The organism is Leifsonia sp. 563, from assembly GCF_040545055.1.
GTDB lineage: Bacteria > Actinomycetota > Actinomycetes > Actinomycetales > Microbacteriaceae > Leifsonia.
The window spans coordinates 31,099-48,036 of the sequence record NZ_JBEPLE010000008.1; the positions used below are offsets into that span (position 1 = coordinate 31,099).

The 16,938-nt window shown below is 71.1% G+C and carries 16 protein-coding genes; 13 read left to right on the forward strand and 3 right to left on the reverse strand.

Annotation, left to right across the window (positions count from 1 at the left end):
- The first annotated feature begins 31 nt into the window (after positions 1 to 31).
- The 9 genes from ABIC47_RS18000 to ABIC47_RS18040 are packed head-to-tail and all read left to right on the forward strand — an operon-like array spanning position 32 to position 9,251.
- The gene (locus ABIC47_RS18000) at positions 32 to 1,393 is read left to right on the forward strand and encodes an ABC transporter substrate-binding protein (protein ID WP_029042988.1); all 1,362 of its coding nucleotides are present in this window, start codon (positions 32 to 34) and stop codon (positions 1,391 to 1,393) included.
- Between the two features lie 8 nt (positions 1,394 to 1,401).
- Positions 1,402 to 2,433, forward strand: a complete 1,032-nt coding sequence (locus tag ABIC47_RS18005; RefSeq protein ID WP_354482706.1) for a carbohydrate ABC transporter permease — start codon at positions 1,402 to 1,404, stop codon at positions 2,431 to 2,433.
- A complete protein-coding gene (locus ABIC47_RS18010) occupies positions 2,430 to 3,302 on the forward strand; it encodes a carbohydrate ABC transporter permease (RefSeq protein ID WP_089876624.1) in 873 nt (290 codons plus the stop codon). Before ABIC47_RS18005 ends, ABIC47_RS18010 begins: the two co-directional genes overlap by 4 nt.
- Before the next feature lie 27 nt (positions 3,303 to 3,329).
- Entirely contained in the window at positions 3,330 to 4,175 is an 846-nt protein-coding gene (locus ABIC47_RS18015; protein WP_354482710.1) for a sugar phosphate isomerase/epimerase family protein, read from the forward strand.
- Positions 4,172 to 5,317, forward strand: a complete 1,146-nt coding sequence (locus ABIC47_RS18020) for a Gfo/Idh/MocA family protein (RefSeq protein ID WP_354482713.1) — start codon at positions 4,172 to 4,174, stop codon at positions 5,315 to 5,317. The genes ABIC47_RS18015 and ABIC47_RS18020 overlap by 4 nt, the downstream gene beginning before the upstream one ends.
- Positions 5,314 to 6,177 (forward strand): sugar phosphate isomerase/epimerase family protein, encoded by an 864-nt coding sequence (locus ABIC47_RS18025; protein ID WP_354482716.1) that lies wholly within the window; start codon positions 5,314 to 5,316, stop codon positions 6,175 to 6,177. Before ABIC47_RS18020 ends, ABIC47_RS18025 begins: the two co-directional genes overlap by 4 nt.
- Complete coding sequence (locus ABIC47_RS18030; protein ID WP_354482718.1) at positions 6,174 to 7,466, forward strand: mannitol dehydrogenase family protein; 1,293 nt, start codon at positions 6,174 to 6,176, stop codon at positions 7,464 to 7,466. The genes ABIC47_RS18025 and ABIC47_RS18030 overlap by 4 nt, the downstream gene beginning before the upstream one ends.
- Entirely contained in the window at positions 7,463 to 8,722 is a 1,260-nt protein-coding gene (gene manD, locus ABIC47_RS18035; RefSeq protein WP_354482721.1) for a D-mannonate dehydratase ManD, read from the forward strand. Before ABIC47_RS18030 ends, manD begins: the two co-directional genes overlap by 4 nt.
- Before the next feature lie 25 nt (positions 8,723 to 8,747).
- A complete protein-coding gene (locus tag ABIC47_RS18040; protein ID WP_354482723.1) occupies positions 8,748 to 9,251 on the forward strand; it encodes a gluconokinase in 504 nt (167 codons plus the stop codon).
- Positions 9,252 to 9,331: 80 nt separating this feature from the next.
- Here the strand turns inward: ABIC47_RS18040 and ABIC47_RS18045 are convergent, their stop codons facing one another.
- Positions 9,332 to 9,796: a MarR family winged helix-turn-helix transcriptional regulator gene (locus ABIC47_RS18045; protein WP_354482726.1), complete on the reverse strand. Its 465-nt coding sequence runs from the start codon at positions 9,794 to 9,796 to the stop codon at positions 9,332 to 9,334.
- Entirely contained in the window at positions 9,789 to 10,223 is a 435-nt protein-coding gene (locus tag ABIC47_RS18050; protein ID WP_354482728.1) for an SRPBCC family protein, read from the reverse strand. Before ABIC47_RS18050 ends, ABIC47_RS18045 begins: the two co-directional genes overlap by 8 nt.
- Positions 10,224 to 10,452: 229 nt before the next feature.
- On the opposite strand from ABIC47_RS18050, the gene ABIC47_RS18055 reads away from it, so the two are divergent.
- Positions 10,453 to 11,070 carry a 50S ribosomal protein L25/general stress protein Ctc gene (locus ABIC47_RS18055; RefSeq protein WP_018191605.1) on the forward strand — a complete coding sequence of 206 codons (618 nt, stop codon included), beginning with the start codon at positions 10,453 to 10,455 and terminating at the stop codon, positions 11,068 to 11,070.
- Positions 11,071 to 11,079: 9 nt separating this feature from the next.
- Entirely contained in the window at positions 11,080 to 11,694 is a 615-nt protein-coding gene (gene pth, locus ABIC47_RS18060) for an aminoacyl-tRNA hydrolase (RefSeq protein ID WP_354482731.1), read from the forward strand.
- A gap of 219 nt (positions 11,695 to 11,913) precedes the next feature.
- On the opposite strand, the gene ABIC47_RS18065 is transcribed toward pth, so the two are convergent.
- Positions 11,914 to 12,384 (reverse strand): hypothetical protein, encoded by a 471-nt coding sequence (locus ABIC47_RS18065; protein WP_089876607.1) that lies wholly within the window; start codon positions 12,382 to 12,384, stop codon positions 11,914 to 11,916.
- Positions 12,385 to 12,483: 99 nt separating this feature from the next.
- Here ABIC47_RS18065 and ABIC47_RS18070 point away from each other — a divergent pair, with 99 nt between their 5' ends.
- Positions 12,484 to 13,188, forward strand: a complete 705-nt coding sequence (locus tag ABIC47_RS18070) for an alpha/beta fold hydrolase (RefSeq protein ID WP_354482733.1) — start codon at positions 12,484 to 12,486, stop codon at positions 13,186 to 13,188.
- Positions 13,189 to 13,245: 57 nt separating this feature from the next.
- Positions 13,246 to 16,866: a transcription-repair coupling factor gene (gene mfd / locus ABIC47_RS18075; protein ID WP_018191601.1), complete on the forward strand. Its 3,621-nt coding sequence runs from the start codon at positions 13,246 to 13,248 to the stop codon at positions 16,864 to 16,866.
- Positions 16,867 to 16,938: the final 72 nt, after the last annotated feature.

A 16,938-nucleotide genomic window follows, 5' to 3' on the forward strand; every position in this document is an offset into this window, starting at 1 on the left:
CACACGATCCCTGCTCAAAGGAGAGTCACGAATGAGATCACGTCTTGCGCTCGGCGCGGTGGCGGCCCTCGCGGCCGCAACGCTCGCCCTCACCGGATGCTCCGGCTCCGGCTCCACGTCCTCGTCCTCCGCGGGCGGGAAGATCGACGGAACGGGGAAGACCCTGGACGTCATGATCGCCGCCAACACGCTGTATCCGACGGAGCAGCAGAAATGGTTCTCCGACGTCTCCGCCCAGTTCCAGAAGGAGACGGGGGCGACCGTGAAGTTCGAGACGTTCGCGTCGGCGAACGACGAGCTCACGAAGATCCAGACCTCGGTGCTGAGCGGTCAGGGCCCGGACATCTACGACCTGGGCACCACGTTCACCCCGACGGCCTACTCGACCGGCGCGTTCGTGAAGCTCACGAAGGATGACTGGGAGAAGATCGGGGGCCGCGACCGCTTCGTGCCGGCGACCCTCGGCATCTCCGGCCCGAGTGAGTCCGACGAGGTCGGCATCCCCTTCCTCAGCCGCCCGTTCGTGATGGCGTACAACAAGGATCTGCTGAAGGCGGCGGGCATCGACAAGCCGGCGGACACGTGGGACGGTCTGGCCGAGCAGGCGAAGAAGCTGACCAGCGGCGACGTGCACGGCATGGCCGTCGCCTACGCGGACAGCTTCGACCCGTGGAAGTTCGTCTGGGCGATGTCGATGCAGCAGGGCAACACCATCCTCGACCTGAAGACGAAGAAGGCGACCATCGACGACGCCGCCGTGAAGAAGGCGTACCAGACGTACTTCGGCTGGCTGACCGAGGACAAGGTGGTCGACCCGGCCGCGATCGGATGGAAGAACGCGCAGGCCGTCGCCGCCTTCGCCTCGGGCAAGGCCGCGTTCCTGCCGATGGTCTCCTCGTCGTCGCAGGTGTCGCTCGACAAGTCGGGCGTGGCCGGCAAGTACGCCTACGCCGTCATGCCGACCGTCCCGCCGGGCGCCTCGAAGCTGCCCGGTGACGGCAAGGCCGCCGCGACGATCATCTCGGGCGACAACATGGTCGTCGCCAAGTACTCGAAGAACCAGGACCTCGCGTTCGCGCTGATCAAGATGCTGACCAGCGAGGAGAACCAGGTGGCGTACACGAAGACGTTCGGCGACCTGCCGACGAACGCCGCCGCGGCCAAGAAGATCGAGGACGGCAACGAGCTCCTCGGCCCGATCCTCGACGCCGGGACGAAGGCCTACGGCACGCCGTTCTCCGGCGCCTGGGGCGACACCCAGCTGGCGCTCGTGAACGTGGTGGTGCAGTCCATCCCGGCCCTGTCGTCCGGAGGCGTCTCGTCGTCCGACCTGCAGGCCCGGCTGAAGGCCGCGCAGGCGACCGCGCAGGCCGCGCTGAGCAAGGCGAAGTAGCCGGACCGATGTCGAATCCCACCATCGCCGCGCCGCAGGGCCCGGCGCCGGCCGACGGCTCGCCCGCGCGACGCGCTCCCGCGGGCGGCCGCTCCGGCCGGTCGAGCCGGAACGGCGACGCGGGCGACCGCACACCCCGGGCCCCGCGCCGCCGCGGCCTCGAACGACGCAACCGACCGCTCTGGATGCTGCTCCCCGGCGGCATCCTCATGCTCGTCATCATCGTCGTCCCGCTGATCGTGGCCGTCGTCATGTCGACGCTCGACCTCGACCAGTACACGCTGCAGAGCTGGCTCCAGGCGCCGTTCCTCGGGTTCGGCAACTACGTCGAGGCCGTCACCGCGTCGCCGCTGCTCCGCTCGATCGGGATCAGCGTCTCGTTCGCGGTCATCGCCGCGGTCGTCACGCTCCCGATCGGGCTCTCGGCGGCGCTCGCCACGCAGAACCGCTTCCGCGGCCGCGCGCTGGTCCGCTCGCTGTTCCTCATCCCGTACGTGCTCCCCGCATTCGTCGTCGGCACGCTGTGGCGGACGATGCTGCAGCCGGGCGGCGTGGTGGACAGCATGCTCGGCGCGGTCGGCGCGCATCCCGGGCTCTGGCTGAACGGCCCGTTGAGCTACTGGTCGCTGATCATCGTGCAGCTGTGGACGTCGTGGCCCTTCTTCTACCTGCTGGTCGTCGCGGGCCTCCAGAGCGTCGACCCGGAGGTGCACGAGGCCGCGGCGATCGACGGCGCGACCTGGTGGATCAAGCTCCGCTACGTGATCCTGCCGTACCTGCGGGGATCCATCCTGCTGGCGCTGATCATCGCGTTCCTGCACAACATCAACGCCTTCACGCTGCCGTTCGTGCTGTTCGGCATTCCGGCGCCGCAGGACGTCGACGTGCTGCCCGTGCTCACCTACACGACCAGCTTCCAGAGCTTCCGGTTCGGGTTGAGCGCGGCGATGGCGATCTGCTCGCTCGTGCTGATCGCCATCCCGCTGTTCGTCTACCTGCGGGCCGTGCGGCTCGACTCCGGAGAGGAGGCGCAGCGATGACGGCCGTCACCTCCAGCGCCGACGTCCACCGCCTGCTCCCGCGGTGGCTCATCGTCACGATCATCACCGTGCTGCTCGTGATCGTGCTCGGCCCTGTGCTGTACATGCTGTTCGCGTCCGTCAACTCGGATGTGTCTGTCGCGTCGGGCGCGTTCCTCCCGACCGAGCTGCACCTCGACAACTATCTGAAGGTGTGGACGACCGTCGACCTCGGCACCGGGCTCGCCAACAGCGTGCTCATCTGCGGAGCGGTGGCGGTCGTCTGCGCGTTCCTCGCGGTGGCGACGGCGTACGTGCTCGTGCGGTACGAATTCCGCGGGCGGCTGTCGTTCCTGCGGGCGCTGCTCGGGCTGCAGTCGATCCCGGGCACGCTGATGCTGCTGCCCGTGTTCGTGCTGTTCTCGTCCACCGCGTCGCTGCTCGGCGTGCAGATCATCGGGACGCGCTGGGCGGTGTTCATCACCTATCTCACGTTCGCACTTCCGTTCTCGACCTGGGTGATGGTGACCTACCTGCGCGGCCTGCCGAAGGCGCTGGAGGAGGCGGCCAGGATCGACGGTGCGTCGTCGTGGCGCATCCTCACGGGCATCGTCGTCCCGCTCAGCTGGCCGGGCATCGTCGTCTCGGGCATCTTCGCCTTCCTGCTCGGCTGGAACGACGTGCTGTTCGCCTCGGTGCTGACGAACCCCGAGACGCGCACGGCCGCGGTGGCCCTGCAGGTGTTCGGCGCGACGCAGGAGGGCGGCGCCGTGCCGCTGTACGGCCAGATGATGGCCGCATCCCTGATCTGCGCGCTGCCGGTGGTGGTGCTGTACCTCGTCTTCCAGCGGTACCTGGTGGGCGGATTGACATCCGGAGGAGTGAAGTGACCAGTGAGTGACGTGACCAGTGAAGGAATGGCAACACCCGTGAGCTGGACCCTGTCGGGGTTCGGTGACGAGATCGATGCGGACCCCGTCGTGCAGACGGCGGTGCTGCAAGCGCTCGGCGCCGGCTTCATCGAGGTGCGGAGTGCGTGGGGCGTCAACATCGTCGACCTCGACACGGCGCAGCTCGACCGGCTCGCCGGCGTGTTCGAGGAGCGCGGGATGGGCGTCTCGGCCATCGCCTCGCCGGTCGGCAAAGTGGATGTGGCGCTGCCGGTGGAGCACGAAGTGGAGCGACTCGGCCGCGCGATCGCCGCGGCCGAACGGCTGGGCGCGCGTCACATCCGGCTGTTCTCCTTCTTCCGCGCGGACGGCGTCGCGGTGGAGAGCATCCGCGACGACGTGATGGTGCGGATGCGCGCGCTCGCCGACCTCGCCGAGGCGGCCGGCGTGATCCTGCTGCACGAGAACGAGAAGGACATCTACGGCGATACCCCGGAGCGCTGCCTCGACATCGTCGAGACCGTCGGCTCCCCGTCCCTCCGTCTTGCCTGGGACAGCGCGAACTTCGTGCAGGTCGGTGTCGCGCATCCCTTCGACGACGGGTACGCGCTGCTTCGCCCGCACCTGGAGTACCTGCAGGTGAAGGACGCGCTGTCCGCCAACGGCGACGTCACCCCGGCTGGGGAGGGCGACGGCCAGGTGCTCGAGACCCTGACCGCCCTGCGTGACGACGGCTACGCCGGCTTCGCCTCCCTCGAACCCCACCTCACCGACGTGAACGCGCTCGGCGGCTTCTCCGGGCCGGCGGCCTTCGGGCGGGCCGGACGCGCGTTCCGCCTCCTCACCGACCGGATCGGAGTGACCCTCGTATGACAGACCCCGCCACCACCGCACCCGTGTCGCCGTTGCGCGTCGCCATCGTCGGCTGCGGCATCATCGGCCTCAACCACGCCCGCGCGATCCTGCGGCATCCGCGCCTCGCGATCACCGCCCTGGTGGATGCGGTGCCCGCGGCCGCGCACACGCTCGCCGATACGATCGTCGCCGAGTCCGGTGCCGACCGCCCGGCCGAGTTCTCGACGCTGACCGCGGCGCTCGCCGCCGCCCCGATCGACGTGGTCGTGATCTGCACGCCCAGCGGGCTGCACGTCGCGGTGGCGCGCGAGGCGATCGCCGCCGGCACGCATGTCGTCATCGAGAAGCCCCTCGACACCGAGATGGGACGGGCCCGCGAGATCCTCGAGCTCGCCCGCGCCGCCGAGCGCGACGGTCTCGTCGTCTCCGTGATCAGCCAGCACCGCTTCGACCCGGCCTCCCGGGCCGTCGCGGAGGCCGCACACACGGGCCGGTTCGGCCGGGTCACGAGCGGCGTCGCGTCGGTGGCCTGGTGGCGCAGCCAGGAGTACTACGACTCCGGGCAGTGGCGCGGCACCTGGGAGCTCGACGGTGGAGGCGCGCTCATGAACCAGGGCGTCCACACCGTCGACCTGCTGGTCTGGTTCCTCGGCCGCCCGGTCGAGATCACGGCGCACACCGCCCTGCTCGCCCACGAGCGGGTCGAGGTGGAGGACATCGCCGTCGCGACCATCCGCTTCGCGTCCGGCGCGCTCGCCGTGCTGCACGCGACCACCGCGGCGTTCCCCGGGCTGGCCGTGCGCATCCAGGTGCATGGCGACCGCGGATCGGCGATCGTGCACGACGACCAGCTGGAGACGTTCTTCGCCGACGGCGACACCGCCGAGCGCGCCGCCGATGTCGTTCCCGCGGCCGAGCTACGCGGCGGCGACCGCGGGCCGGACGCCTTCGTCATCGGGCACCTACGGCAGTACGACGACATCGTCGACGCCATCGACGGCCGGCGTGCGCCGGGCGTCCGGGTCGAGGACGCGTTCGAGTCGCTCTGCGTCGTCCGCGCCGTCTACCTGTCCGCCACCCTGGGCCGGCCGGTCCGCTTCGACGAGGTGCTCGCGGGCGAGCTCGACGATGTCGTGGTCACGACGGGGGTGCCGGCATGAGGTTCTCCGTCTTCACCGCATCCACCCCGGAATGGACGCCCGAGCAGGCCGCGCAGTACCTCGCCGAGCAGGGCTGGGACGGCATCGAGTGGCGGATCACCGACCAGCAGGAGGCCGACGAGCCGGGATTCTGGTCCGGCAACCGCGCGACCTGGCCGCTGACCGGGCTCGAGGACCGGCTGGACGACATCGCCCGGATCACCCGCGAAACGGGTCTCGAATTCTCGGGCATCGGCGGCTACGCCCGCTGCGACCAGCACGACGACGTCGAGCGGATGCTCGCCGCGACCGCGCGGCTCGGCGCCCGCCAGGTGCGCGTCACCATGCCGCGGACCGATTCCGGGGACTACCGCGCCCTGTTCGCCGCCGCCCGCCGCGACATCGAGTGGGCCGCCAAGCGCGCCGCGCACCACGGCGTGAAGGCGCTGGTCGAGCTCCACCATGAGACGATCACGCCGTCCGCCTCCGCAGCGTTCCGTCTGCTCGACGGGCTCGACCCGGAACACGTCGGCGTCATCCACGACCTCGGCAACCTCGTCATCGAGGGGCGCGAGGAGACACTGGCGTCGCTCCAGCTGCTCGGCCCGTACCTGGCGCACGTGCACGTGAAGAACGCCGCGTGGGTGCCGGGGGAGCCGGAGACCGACGGCACCGTCCACTGGCACCACGAGTGGGCGCCGCTCCGCAGCGGCACCGGCGATGTGGATGCATACTTCCGGGCGCTGCACGCCTTCGGGTACGACGGCTGGGTCACGTGCGAGGACTTCTCGACTGCGGTTCCGCTCGTGGAGCGCACCCGCGACGACCTCGCGTACCTGCGCGCCGTCGACGCGCGCACCCGGCCGACGGCGGCCGCGTGACGCCGCCGCCGCGGTCCGCGCGCCACCACGTCCGGGTCGCCCACCTCGGCCTGGGCGCCTTCCACCGTGCCCACCAGGCCTGGTACACGCAGGCCGCCGACGACGCGGGCGGCTCCTGGGGCATCGCGGCCTTCACCGGGCGCAGCCCCGAGGCGGCCCGCGTGCTGGCCGCACAGGACGCGGTGTACACACTCGTCGAACGCGGGGCGGACGGCGACGCGGCCCGGGCGGTGGATGCGCTCAGCCGCGTCCACGACGGCGCCGACCGCGACGCGTGGCGGGCGACCATCGCCGACCCCGACGTCGCGGTGCTGACGCTGACCGTCACCGAAGCCGGGTACCGGCCGGGCTCCGGCGCTCCGGCCCGGGTGCTCGACGGCCTCGCCGCGCGCTCGGCGGCCGGCGCGGGCGGCATCGCGGTCGTCAGCTGCGACAACCTCGCGCGCAACGGCGAGGTGCTCCGGGATGCCGTGCTCGCGCTCGCCGCGCCCGATGCGGAGCTCTCGGACTGGATCCGCGCCGAGGTGTCCTTCGTCTCGACCATGGTGGACCGGATCACCCCGGCCACCACCGATGCCGACCGGGCGGAGGTGCGTCGGCTCACCGGCTGGGACGACGCGGCGCCCGTCGTCACCGAGCCGTTCACGGAGTGGGTGCTCGCCGGCGCCTTCCCCGCCGGACGGCCGGACTGGGAGGCCGGGGGAGCCCGCTTCGTCGCCGACATCGAGCCGTTCGAGCGCCGCAAGCTGTGGCTGCTCAACGCCGGGCACTCCCTGCTGGCGTACCAGGGGCTGCTGCGCGGTCGCGCGACCGTCGCAGAGGCCGTCGGCGACCCCGCGCTCCGCGACGAGCTGGAGCTGCTCTGGTCCGAGCAGCGCACCGAGCTCCCGTTCGACGATGCCGTGGTGGACGAGGCGCTCGCCGCCCTGCGTGACCGGTTCGCCAACGGGCGCATCGAGCACCGGCTCGCCCAGATCGGGGCGGACGGTTCGCAGAAGCTCGGGCCGCGCATCCTCGATCCGCTGCGCGCCCGGCTCACGGCCGGACGCCCGCCGGGCACCGCGCAGGCGGGCGTGCTCGCGGCGTGGGCCCTGCACCTCCTCCGTGGGGCCGGCGACCTGCGCGACGCGGGAGCCGCCGACCTGGCCCCGCGACTCCGCGAGGCACGGACCGACGCCGACCGCGCCGTCCTCGTCCTCGACGCCCTCGCCCCCGACCTCACCGAACGCACCGACCTGGTCGGCCTCATCGCCGACCGCATCGCATCCCTGCAAGGAGCCCCCGCATGAGAATCACCTCCGCCGACGTCCTCGTCGCCAGCCCCGGCCGCAACTTCGTCACGCTCCGCATCACGACCGACGACGGCGTGGTCGGGCTCGGCGACGCCACCCTCAACGGCCGCGAGCTCGCCGTCGCCGCCTACCTGAGTGAGCACGTCGTCCCGCTGCTGATCGGACGTGACGCGCACCAGATCGAGGACACCTGGCAGTACCTGTACCGCGGTGCGTACTGGCGGCGCGGCCCGGTGACGATGGCGTCGATCGCCGCGGTCGACACCGCGCTGTGGGACATCAAGGCCAAGGTCGCCGGGCTCCCGCTCTACCAGCTGCTCGGCGGCCGCAGCCGGACGGGATGCCTCACCTACGGTCACGCGTCCGGCGCGGAGCTGCCCGAGCTGTTCGACTCGGTGCGCGCTCACCTGGAGCAGGGCTACCGCGCCATCCGCATCCAGACCGGGGTGCCCGGCCTCGGCTCCGTCTACGGCGTCGCATCCTCGCCGAACGCGATCGCCGGAGCGGACCCCCACGCGGGCGGAAGCACCGCGCGGTACGACCACGAGCCGGCCCGCCGCAGTGCCGTCCCCGTCGAGGAGCAGTGGGACACGCGCGCGTACCTGCGCCACATCCCGGGCGTCTTCGAGGCGGTGCGGAACGAGTTCGGACCCGAGCTGCCGCTGCTGCACGACGCGCACCACCGGCTCACGCCCATCCAGGCCGCGAAGCTCGGCAAGTCGCTGGAGCCGTACGACCTGTTCTGGCTCGAGGATGTGACCCCCGCCGAGAACCAGGCCGTGCTGCGGCGCGTGCGCGAGCACACCACGACGCCGCTCGCGATCGGCGAGGTCTTCAACACGATCTGGGACTACCGGGAGCTGTTCGAGGAGCAGCTGATCGACTATGTGCGCAGCCCCGTCACGCACGCGGGAGGCATCACCGGCCTCCGGCGCATCTTCGACTACGCGGCGGTGTACCAGATCAAGTCGGGCGTGCACGGACCGACCGACGTCTCGCCCGTCGGGCTGGCCGCGGCCATCCACCTCGGCGTCGCGATCCCGAACTTCGGCATCCAGGAGTACATGAAGCACAGTCCGGAGACGGACGAGCTGTTCCGGCCCGGCTACCGGTTCGAGGACGGCCTGCTCGTGCCGGGCGAGGAGCCGGGGCTCGGCGTCGACTACGACGAGGTGCTCGCGGAATCCTTCCCGTATCAGGCGGCATACTTGCCGGTGAACCGTCTGCTCGACGGCTCGATGCACGACTGGTGACCGGGGACGCACGGAAGGAGCGCACGTGGAGCGTGTGCAGGTGGTGGTGATGGGTGTGTCCGGTTCGGGCAAGAGCACCGTGGGGGAGCTGCTCGCGGCGCGCCTCGGGGTGCCCTTCGTCGACGGCGACGCGCTGCACCCGCCCGCGAACGTCGCCAAGATGGCCTCCGGCGTGCCGCTGACCGACGACGACCGCATCCCGTGGCTGCGCGAGGTCGGCCGTGTGCTCGAGACGGCGGCGCCGGAGGGCGTGGTCGTGGCGTGCTCGGCGCTCAAGCGGGCGTACCGCGACCTGATCCGGTCGGAGGCGCCCGGTGCGGTGTTCGCGGAGCTCGACGGCTCCCGTGAGCTGCTCGCGTCGCGGATGGCCGCCCGGCCCGGCCACTTCATGCCCGTGTCGCTGCTCGACTCGCAGCTCGCGACCCTCCAGCCGCTGCAGGACGACGAGACGGGGATGCGCCTCGACGTCGCCACCCCGCCGAGCGAGCTGGCGGACACCATCGCGCGAGAGCTGCCCGCCCGCGCCTGATTGCATACCTCTATGGGGCGCAACACGCCGTTATGGCCGGGCCATAACGGCGTGTTGCGACCCGCGGATGCGTGCGGCGGTCAGTCCGGCTCCGGCGGCGTCGCGAGGGCGGCCAGCCGGCTCGCGAACGCGGCCGCATCCACCGGGGCGAAGAACGCCGCGTCGGCGGCCTCGACGTCCGCCGTCGCTCCCCGGGCGGCCGCGACACCCTCCGCCGTCGGCCGGAGCACGCGCGCACGCCCGTCGGTGGGATGCGGCAGCCGCTCCACCAGCCCCGCGCGTTCGAGCGTGCGGACGACCTGCGAGGTCATCATCGGATCCGTCGCGGCGAAGCCGGCCAGGTCGGCCTGCGTCACCAGTCGCTCTGGCTCCCGATCGCTCAGCCAGGTGAGCGAGGCGAGCAGCACGTACTGCACATGCGTCAGCTCGTGCGGGGCGAGTGCTGCGCGCATCGCCGCCTGCCAGCGGTTGGTGACCCGCCACAGCAGGAGGCCGGGGCTCTGCGCGGCGACGGGGAACCGGCTACCGAGGCCGCCGTCAGGCACGGGCGGCCGTGCGGGTCTCGGCTGCGTGGAGCAGCTCGGCCATCGCCACGGGGAAGTCGCCGGCGATCTGCGGGCCGAGCTCCGGGCCGACCGCGTCGGCGCCATCGCCGTCGATCTCCAGGGTGTGCGTCACCGCCGTCCGGCCGTCCGCCTGGGGCGCGATCGTGTGCCGGAAGGTGAGGGTCAGCCCGCCGAACGCGGTGCGGTCCGCGTAGACGCGCTCGGGCATGAGCTCCACGATCTCGGAGGTCATGGGGTCCTGGCCCTGCGGCGTCACGGTGATGGCCGTCCCGACCGCGAAGGGGCCGTGCAGCTCGAAGCGGTCGCTCGCCGGCCCCAGCGGCGTTCCGCTGTGCAGGTCGCGCAGTGCCGACCAGACCGCAGAGGTGGGGGCGTCCGTCACATCGCCGTACTGAGTGGTCCACATGGTGGTCTCCGATCCATAAACTAATAAGCGCGCTTAGCTTATCCCCATCGGGTAGACTCGGCAACTGAACTTCGGCGAGGGATGCTGCCCCCAGCATCCGTGATCGACGCGGTGGAGCAGGCTACGCAGTCTTTCCTCGCGCACTTCGATGCGTTCGAGTCGAACAACAACCACACTGCGGGCCTCGCGGCTCGCCCGACAGCCGGACCACGTCCGGCGAGGAGACACCATGGCAGACGAGTCCAACAAGGTCGCAGCCGAGCTGCGCGAGAGCTTCGGCAAGGGCGCGGCGCGCAAGATCCGTGCCGCCGGCAAGATCCCGGCCGTCATCTACGGTCACGGCACCGACCCCGTCCACATCACGCTCCCGGCGCACCAGGTCGGCCTGCTGCTCCGCAAGGCCAACGCGGTCCTCGACCTCGACATCGCCGGCAAGGCCGAGCTCGCGCTCGTCAAGGACGTGCAGAAGGACCCGGTGTCGCAGATCATCGAGCACCTCGACCTCATCCTGATCCGCCGCGGCGAGAAGGTCACCGTCGAGGTCCCCGTGCACATCGAGGGCGAGCCCTACTCCGGCACGATCGCCATGCTCGAGGTCAGCACCATCCGCCTCGAGACCGAGGCGACCCACATCCCGGAGCGCATCGTCATCGACGTCACCGACGCGGCGGAGGGCACCCAGTACCTCGCGAAGGACTTCGACCTCCCGCAGGGCTCGACCCTGGCCGAGGACGAGGACCTCCTCATCGTCAACATCGCGGTGCCGGCTTCCGCCCGCGCCGAGGACGAGGAGACCGCAGCGGCCGAGGCCGCCGCGGACGCCGAGGCCGCCGGAAGCGCCGAGTAAGCACTTCCCATGGAATCCACCCGTCAGGCGTCGTCCACGGGACCGTCCGACGGGCCGTGGCTCGTGGTCGGGCTCGGCAACCCCGGGCCCGGCTACGCCACCACACGCCACAACGTGGGTCAGATGGTGCTCGACGAGCTCGCCTCGCGCGGCCGTCTCACCTTCAAGACCCACAAGACGAACGCGACGGTCGCCGAGGGTCGGCTGACCCCCGGCGGCCCGCGTTTCGTCCTGGCCAAGCCGAACACGTACATGAACGTGTCCGGCGGGCCGGTGTCGCAGCTGCTGCGCTTCTACTCGCTCGACCCGTCGCACCTGATCGTGGTACACGACGAGCTCGACATCCCGTTCGACACCATCCGCCTCAAGCACGGCGGCGGGCACGGCGGCCACAACGGCGTCCGCGACGTGATCGCCGCGATCGGCACGGGCGACTTCACGCGCGTGCGCGTCGGCGTCGGCCGGCCGCCCGGTTCATCGGCGGCTGCCGACCACGTCCTCAAGGGGTTCTCGGCGACCGAACGCAAGAACCTCCCAATCCTCGTGGCGGATGCCGCGGATGCGGTCGAGCAGATCGCCGCCGACGGCCTCACCACCGCGCAGAACCGCTTCCACGCGCGCTGACGCGTCCGCCGCGAACGGAGGACACCCCGGGCTCAACCGGCCGGAACGCCTCCCTTTCGCGCGCCCACCGGCGTGTCGAGCCGGAACCTCCTCCCTTTCCCGCATGCGTCGAGGCGGCCGGAAAAGGGAGGAGAAACGGGTGCAGGATCCGCGTGTCGGCCGGAAACGGAGGTGGATGCGGGCGTCAGGCACGCGAACCTCCTCCGTTTCCGGCGGCCGTCACGCGGCGGGGAGCGTCGCCCCCAGCGCTGCCGCGTACACCGCGAACGACACGATCGGCGCCGCCGCGGCCACGATGATGGCCACGACGCCGAACGGCCGTCCGCGCTTCGTCGCGACCGCCACGATGCCGAGTACCAGTGCGAGGATGCCCAGCACCGTCCCGAGCAGGATCTGGACGCCCATGAGGAGGCCGACGGGGGCGAACGCCGCCGCCTGATCCGCCGTGAGATCGCTCGTGTTGAAGGAGAAGCTGGACGACGTGCGCGACGCGAGCGGACCCGCGGCCATGCCCACTACCACCGACGCGATCACCGAGAGGATGAAGACCGGGATCGCGATGGACATCGCCGTGATCCCGAGCGCGCGCGAGCGCGGGGGAGCGGGCGGCGCATCCCACCCGGCCGGCGCGTACGGCGACGGCGGCGGCGGGTACGAGTTGTAGTACGCGGGCTGGTTCGGGTCGGTCACGGTTCCCCCCTCGGGTTCGGGCCGCCTCACGGCGGATGCTCAGCCAGAGCGTAGCGGACACTCTGCCCCGGACCAGGCGCGACGCGTACCGTGACCGGCATGGAGTTGTACACGCGCGAGTGGGGCACCGGAGACCGCCTCGCGATCCTGGTCCACGGGGTCATGTCGGACTCGCGCAACTGGCGCAGGGTCGGGCCGGTTCTCGCCGAGCGCGGCTACCACGTCATCGCCGTCGACCTCCGCGGTCACGGGCACAGCCCCCGGACGGAGGAGTACTCGGCCGAGCTGATGGCGCAGGACATCGTCGACACGGTGCCGGCGCATCCCGAGCTGGTCATGGGCCACTCGCTCGGCGGTCTGACCGTCAGCCTCGCGATCGAGCGGCTCGACCCGCAGCGCGTGATCTACGTCGACCCCGCGTTCTCGTGCCCGGCCGCCAACCGGTTCCAGCAGATGCTCGCGCCTGCCTTCCTGCGCACGCTCGCCCGGCAGTCGGCGGCGCGCATCGCGAAGCGCAACCCGCGCTGGGATCCGGCCGACGTCGCCATCGAGGTCGAGACGTTCAAGGCGTTCGACCGGGCCGTCCTCCCGGTGGTGGTCACTCCGTCCGCGATGCGCGCTCCCGAGGTCATGAGCGTGCCCTCGATGGTCATGCTGGCCGACAACTCGCAGCTGGTGAAGCCGGAGCTCGCCGAGCGGCTGCGCTCCGAAGGGTACGAGGTGCGCGTCGTCCCCGGTTCCGGCCATGTCATCAACCGCGACGACCACGACGGCTTCATGCGGGCCCTCGAGGGATGGATCTGACCGCTCGTCCATTCCGCACCCCTCGACCTGTCGGTGGGCCCACGTAGAATTGACCGAGTGATACTCCAGGGTCTGGTCGCCGCGCTCTCACGCGAGTCCTCGTTCAACGATGCGCTCGGCTATGCGGCGCGCGACGCCGACTTCTCGCTGACGGACGGCCTGCGGGCTCCGCTCCTCGCCGGGCTGCTGCGGCGCCGGGCCGAGCAGGGCGCATCCCAGGCGATCCTCCTCATCACGGCGACTGGTCGCGAGTCCGAGTCGATCCGCGGCGCGCTGCCGTGCATTCTCCCCGAAGCGGAGATCGTCGAGTTCCCCGCGTGGGAGACGCTGCCGCACGAGCGGCTGAGCCCGAGCCCCGAGATCGTCGGCAAGCGCCTGAGCGCGCTCCGGCGTCTGGCCGACTGGTCCGAGGGCGACCGCACCACCCCGTTCATCCTGGTCGCGTCGGTGCGTGCCGCGCTGCAGCCGCTCGCCGACAACCTCACCGACTACGCCACCGTCGCCCTGCAGGCGGGAGCGCGTGGTTTCGACCTCGGCGGCCTGTCGACGCAGCTGGTCGACCTGGCCTACGGGCGCGTCGACATGGTCACCCGGCGCGGCGAGTTCGCGGTCCGCGGCGGCATCCTCGACGTCTTCCCGCCGACGGCGGACCACCCGTACCGCATCGACTTCTTCGGCGACGAGGTGGATGCGATCCGCGCCTTCTCGGTCGCCGACCAGCGGTCGATGCCCGAGCCGATCGCCGAGGTGAGCCTGCCGCCGAGCCGCGAGCTGCTGCTCAGCGACTCGGTGCGTCAGCGGGCGCGCGAGATGGAGCACGAGTTCCCGAGCCTGTCGGCCATGCTCGCCAAGATCGGCGAGGGCATCCCGGTCGAGGGGATGGAGTCGCTGGCTCCCGCGCTCGTCGACCGTCTGGTGCCGCTCACCCACTACCTGCCCGACGGCGCGGCCGTCGCGGTGCTGTCGCCCGAGCGCGTCGCCTCGCGCGCGGTCAGCCTGGCGGAGACGAACCGCGAGTTCCTCTCCGCCGCTTGGAGCGCGGCGACCGTCGGCGCGGCCGCCCCGATCGACCTCGCCGCGGGCGACTTCCTGACCCTGCAGCAGCTGAAGGACTCGGTGAAGTTCAGCCGCCCGGGCTCCCCGAGTCCCGACCACCCGTGGTGGACGATGAGTGGCTTCCAGGCGAACGACGTCCTTCCGGAGGAGCGCGAGCTGGAGGAGCACCTGCAGGTGCGCATCGACGCGGAGGCCGTCCCCAGCTTCCAGGGCAACGTCTCCGGCGCCGTCGAGCACGTCGCCACGCGGCTACGCGACGGCTGGAGCGTCGCGATCGTCGCGGCCGGCAACGGGCTTGTCGAGCGAGCCGCCGACGTCTTGGCCGAGTCGGAGCTCCCCGCGCGGCCGGTCGACGAGTTCCCGGCCGACCCGGAGCCCGGCATCGCCTACCTTGTCAAGGCCACGGCCGAGCACGGCTTCGAGGTGCCGGGGACGAAGCTCGCGCTGATCAGCGAGGCCGAGTTCTACGGCCGCGCCGTCGGCTACGACTCGCGCCAGGTGAAGAAGCTGGCGGCCCGACGCAAGAACGTCGTCGACCCGCTGCAGCTGAAGCCCGGCGACTACGTCGTGCATGAGACGCACGGAATCGGCAAGTTCGTGGAGCTGACCCAGCGCGAGGTCTCCAGCGGCGGCCGCAATGCGGTCAAGTCGAAGCGCGAGTACCTCGTGCTCGAGTACGCGCCCTCGAAGCGCGGCTACCCGGGCGACAAGCTCTACGTGCCGACCGACCAGCTCGATCTCCTCACCCGCTATGTCGGCGGCGAGGCACCGCAGCTGTCCAAGATGGGCGGCAGCGACTGGGCGGCCGCGAAGGGCCGCGCCCGCCGGGCGGTGCGCGACATCGCCGTGGAGCTGGTCAAGCTGTACTCGGCCCGAATGGCGAGCAAGGGCCACGCCTTCGCCCCGGACACCCCCTGGCAGCGCGAGCTGGAGGAGGCGTTCCCGTTCGCGGAGACGCTCGACCAGTTGCAGACCATCGACGAGGTGAAAGCCGACATGGAGAGGCCCATCCCGATGGACCGCCTCATCTCGGGCGACGTCGGCTTCGGCAAGACCGAGATCGCCGTGCGCGCCGCGTTCAAGGCGGTGCAGGACGGCAAGCAGGTCGCCATGCTCGTGCCGACCACCCTGCTGGTGAAGCAGCACGCCGAGACGTTCCAGGAGCGCTTCGCCGGCTTCCCCATCCACCTGCGTCAGCTGAGCCGCTTCCAGACCGACAAGGAGGCGCGCGAGACCCTGCGCGGCATGGCCGACGGCACGGTGGATGTGGTGATCGGCACCCATCGCATCCTCGCCGACGGCGTGAGCTTCAAAGACCTCGGACTCGTGATCATCGACGAGGAGCAGCGCTTCGGCGTCGAGCACAAGGACGCGCTGAAGAAGCTGAAGACCAACGTCGACATCCTGGCGATGAGTGCGACGCCCATCCCGCGCACGCTGGAGATGGCGGTCACCGGAATCCGCGAGATGTCGACGCTCGCGACGCCGCCGGAGGACCGGCACCCCATCCTCACGTTCGTCGGCCCGTACTCGGACAAGCAGGTGGCGGCGGCGATCCGTCGCGAGCTTCTGCGCGAGGGCCAGGTGTTCTTCGTGCACAACCGCGTCGGCTCGATCACGAGCATGGCCGCGAAGCTGGCTGAGCTGGTGCCGGAGGCGCGCATCGGCGTCGCTCACGGCAAGATGAACGAGCATGCGCTGGAGCAGGTCGTCGTCGACTTCTGGGAGCGGCGCTTCGACGTGCTGGTCTCTACGACGATCATCGAGACCGGCCTCGACATCGCCAACGCGAACACGATCATCATCGACCGCGCCGACAAGTACGGCCTCAGCCAGCTGCACCAGCTGCGCGGTCGTGTCGGACGCGGGCGCGAGCGGGCGTACGCGTACTTCCTGTGGGATGAGAACAAGCCGCTGAGCGAGACCGCTCACGACCGGCTCTCGACCATCGCCGCGAACAACGACCTCGGCAGCGGCATGCAGGTCGCGCTCAAAGACCTCGAGATCCGTGGAGCGGGCAACCTGCTCGGCGGCGAGCAGTCGGGTCACATCGCGGGTGTCGGCTTCGACCTCTACCTCCGGATGATCGGCGAGGCCGTCTCCACGTTCCGCGGCGAGGTCGCGGAGGGCCAGACGGAACTGCGGCTGGAGCTACCGGTCGATGCGCACATCCCCGAGGAGTACGTCGACAGCGAGCGGCTGCGGCTGGAGGCGTACCAGAAGCTGTCGACCGCGAGCTCGCCCGCGGCGAAGGACGGCCAGATCGACCTCGTGCTGGAGGAGCTGACCGACCGCTACGGCACCCCGCCGGAGGCCGTCACCAACCTCGTCGCCGTGTCGCGGCTGCGCCGCGCGGCGCAGAAGGCCGGGCTCGGCGAGGTCGTGGCGATGGGTTCCAACCTGCGCCTGGCGCCGGCCGTGCTGCCCGACTCGCTCCAGGTGCGCCTGCAGCGCATGTACCCGGGGTCGAAGTACCACGCGGCTCCGAAGGTCGCGACCGTCCCGCTGCCGCGCGTGAACGGCGAGGCGCTCGACGACGCGTCGCTGATCACGTGGGTGGCCGACCTGCTGGGGGCGCTGTTCCCGGAGAAGGAGCAGGCCGCCGCCGAGCGCGCCAGCTGACGCGACCCGTCCCGCGCATCCGTGGGTCGCAACACGCCGTTATGCGGCGGCGATAACGGCGCGTTGCGCCCC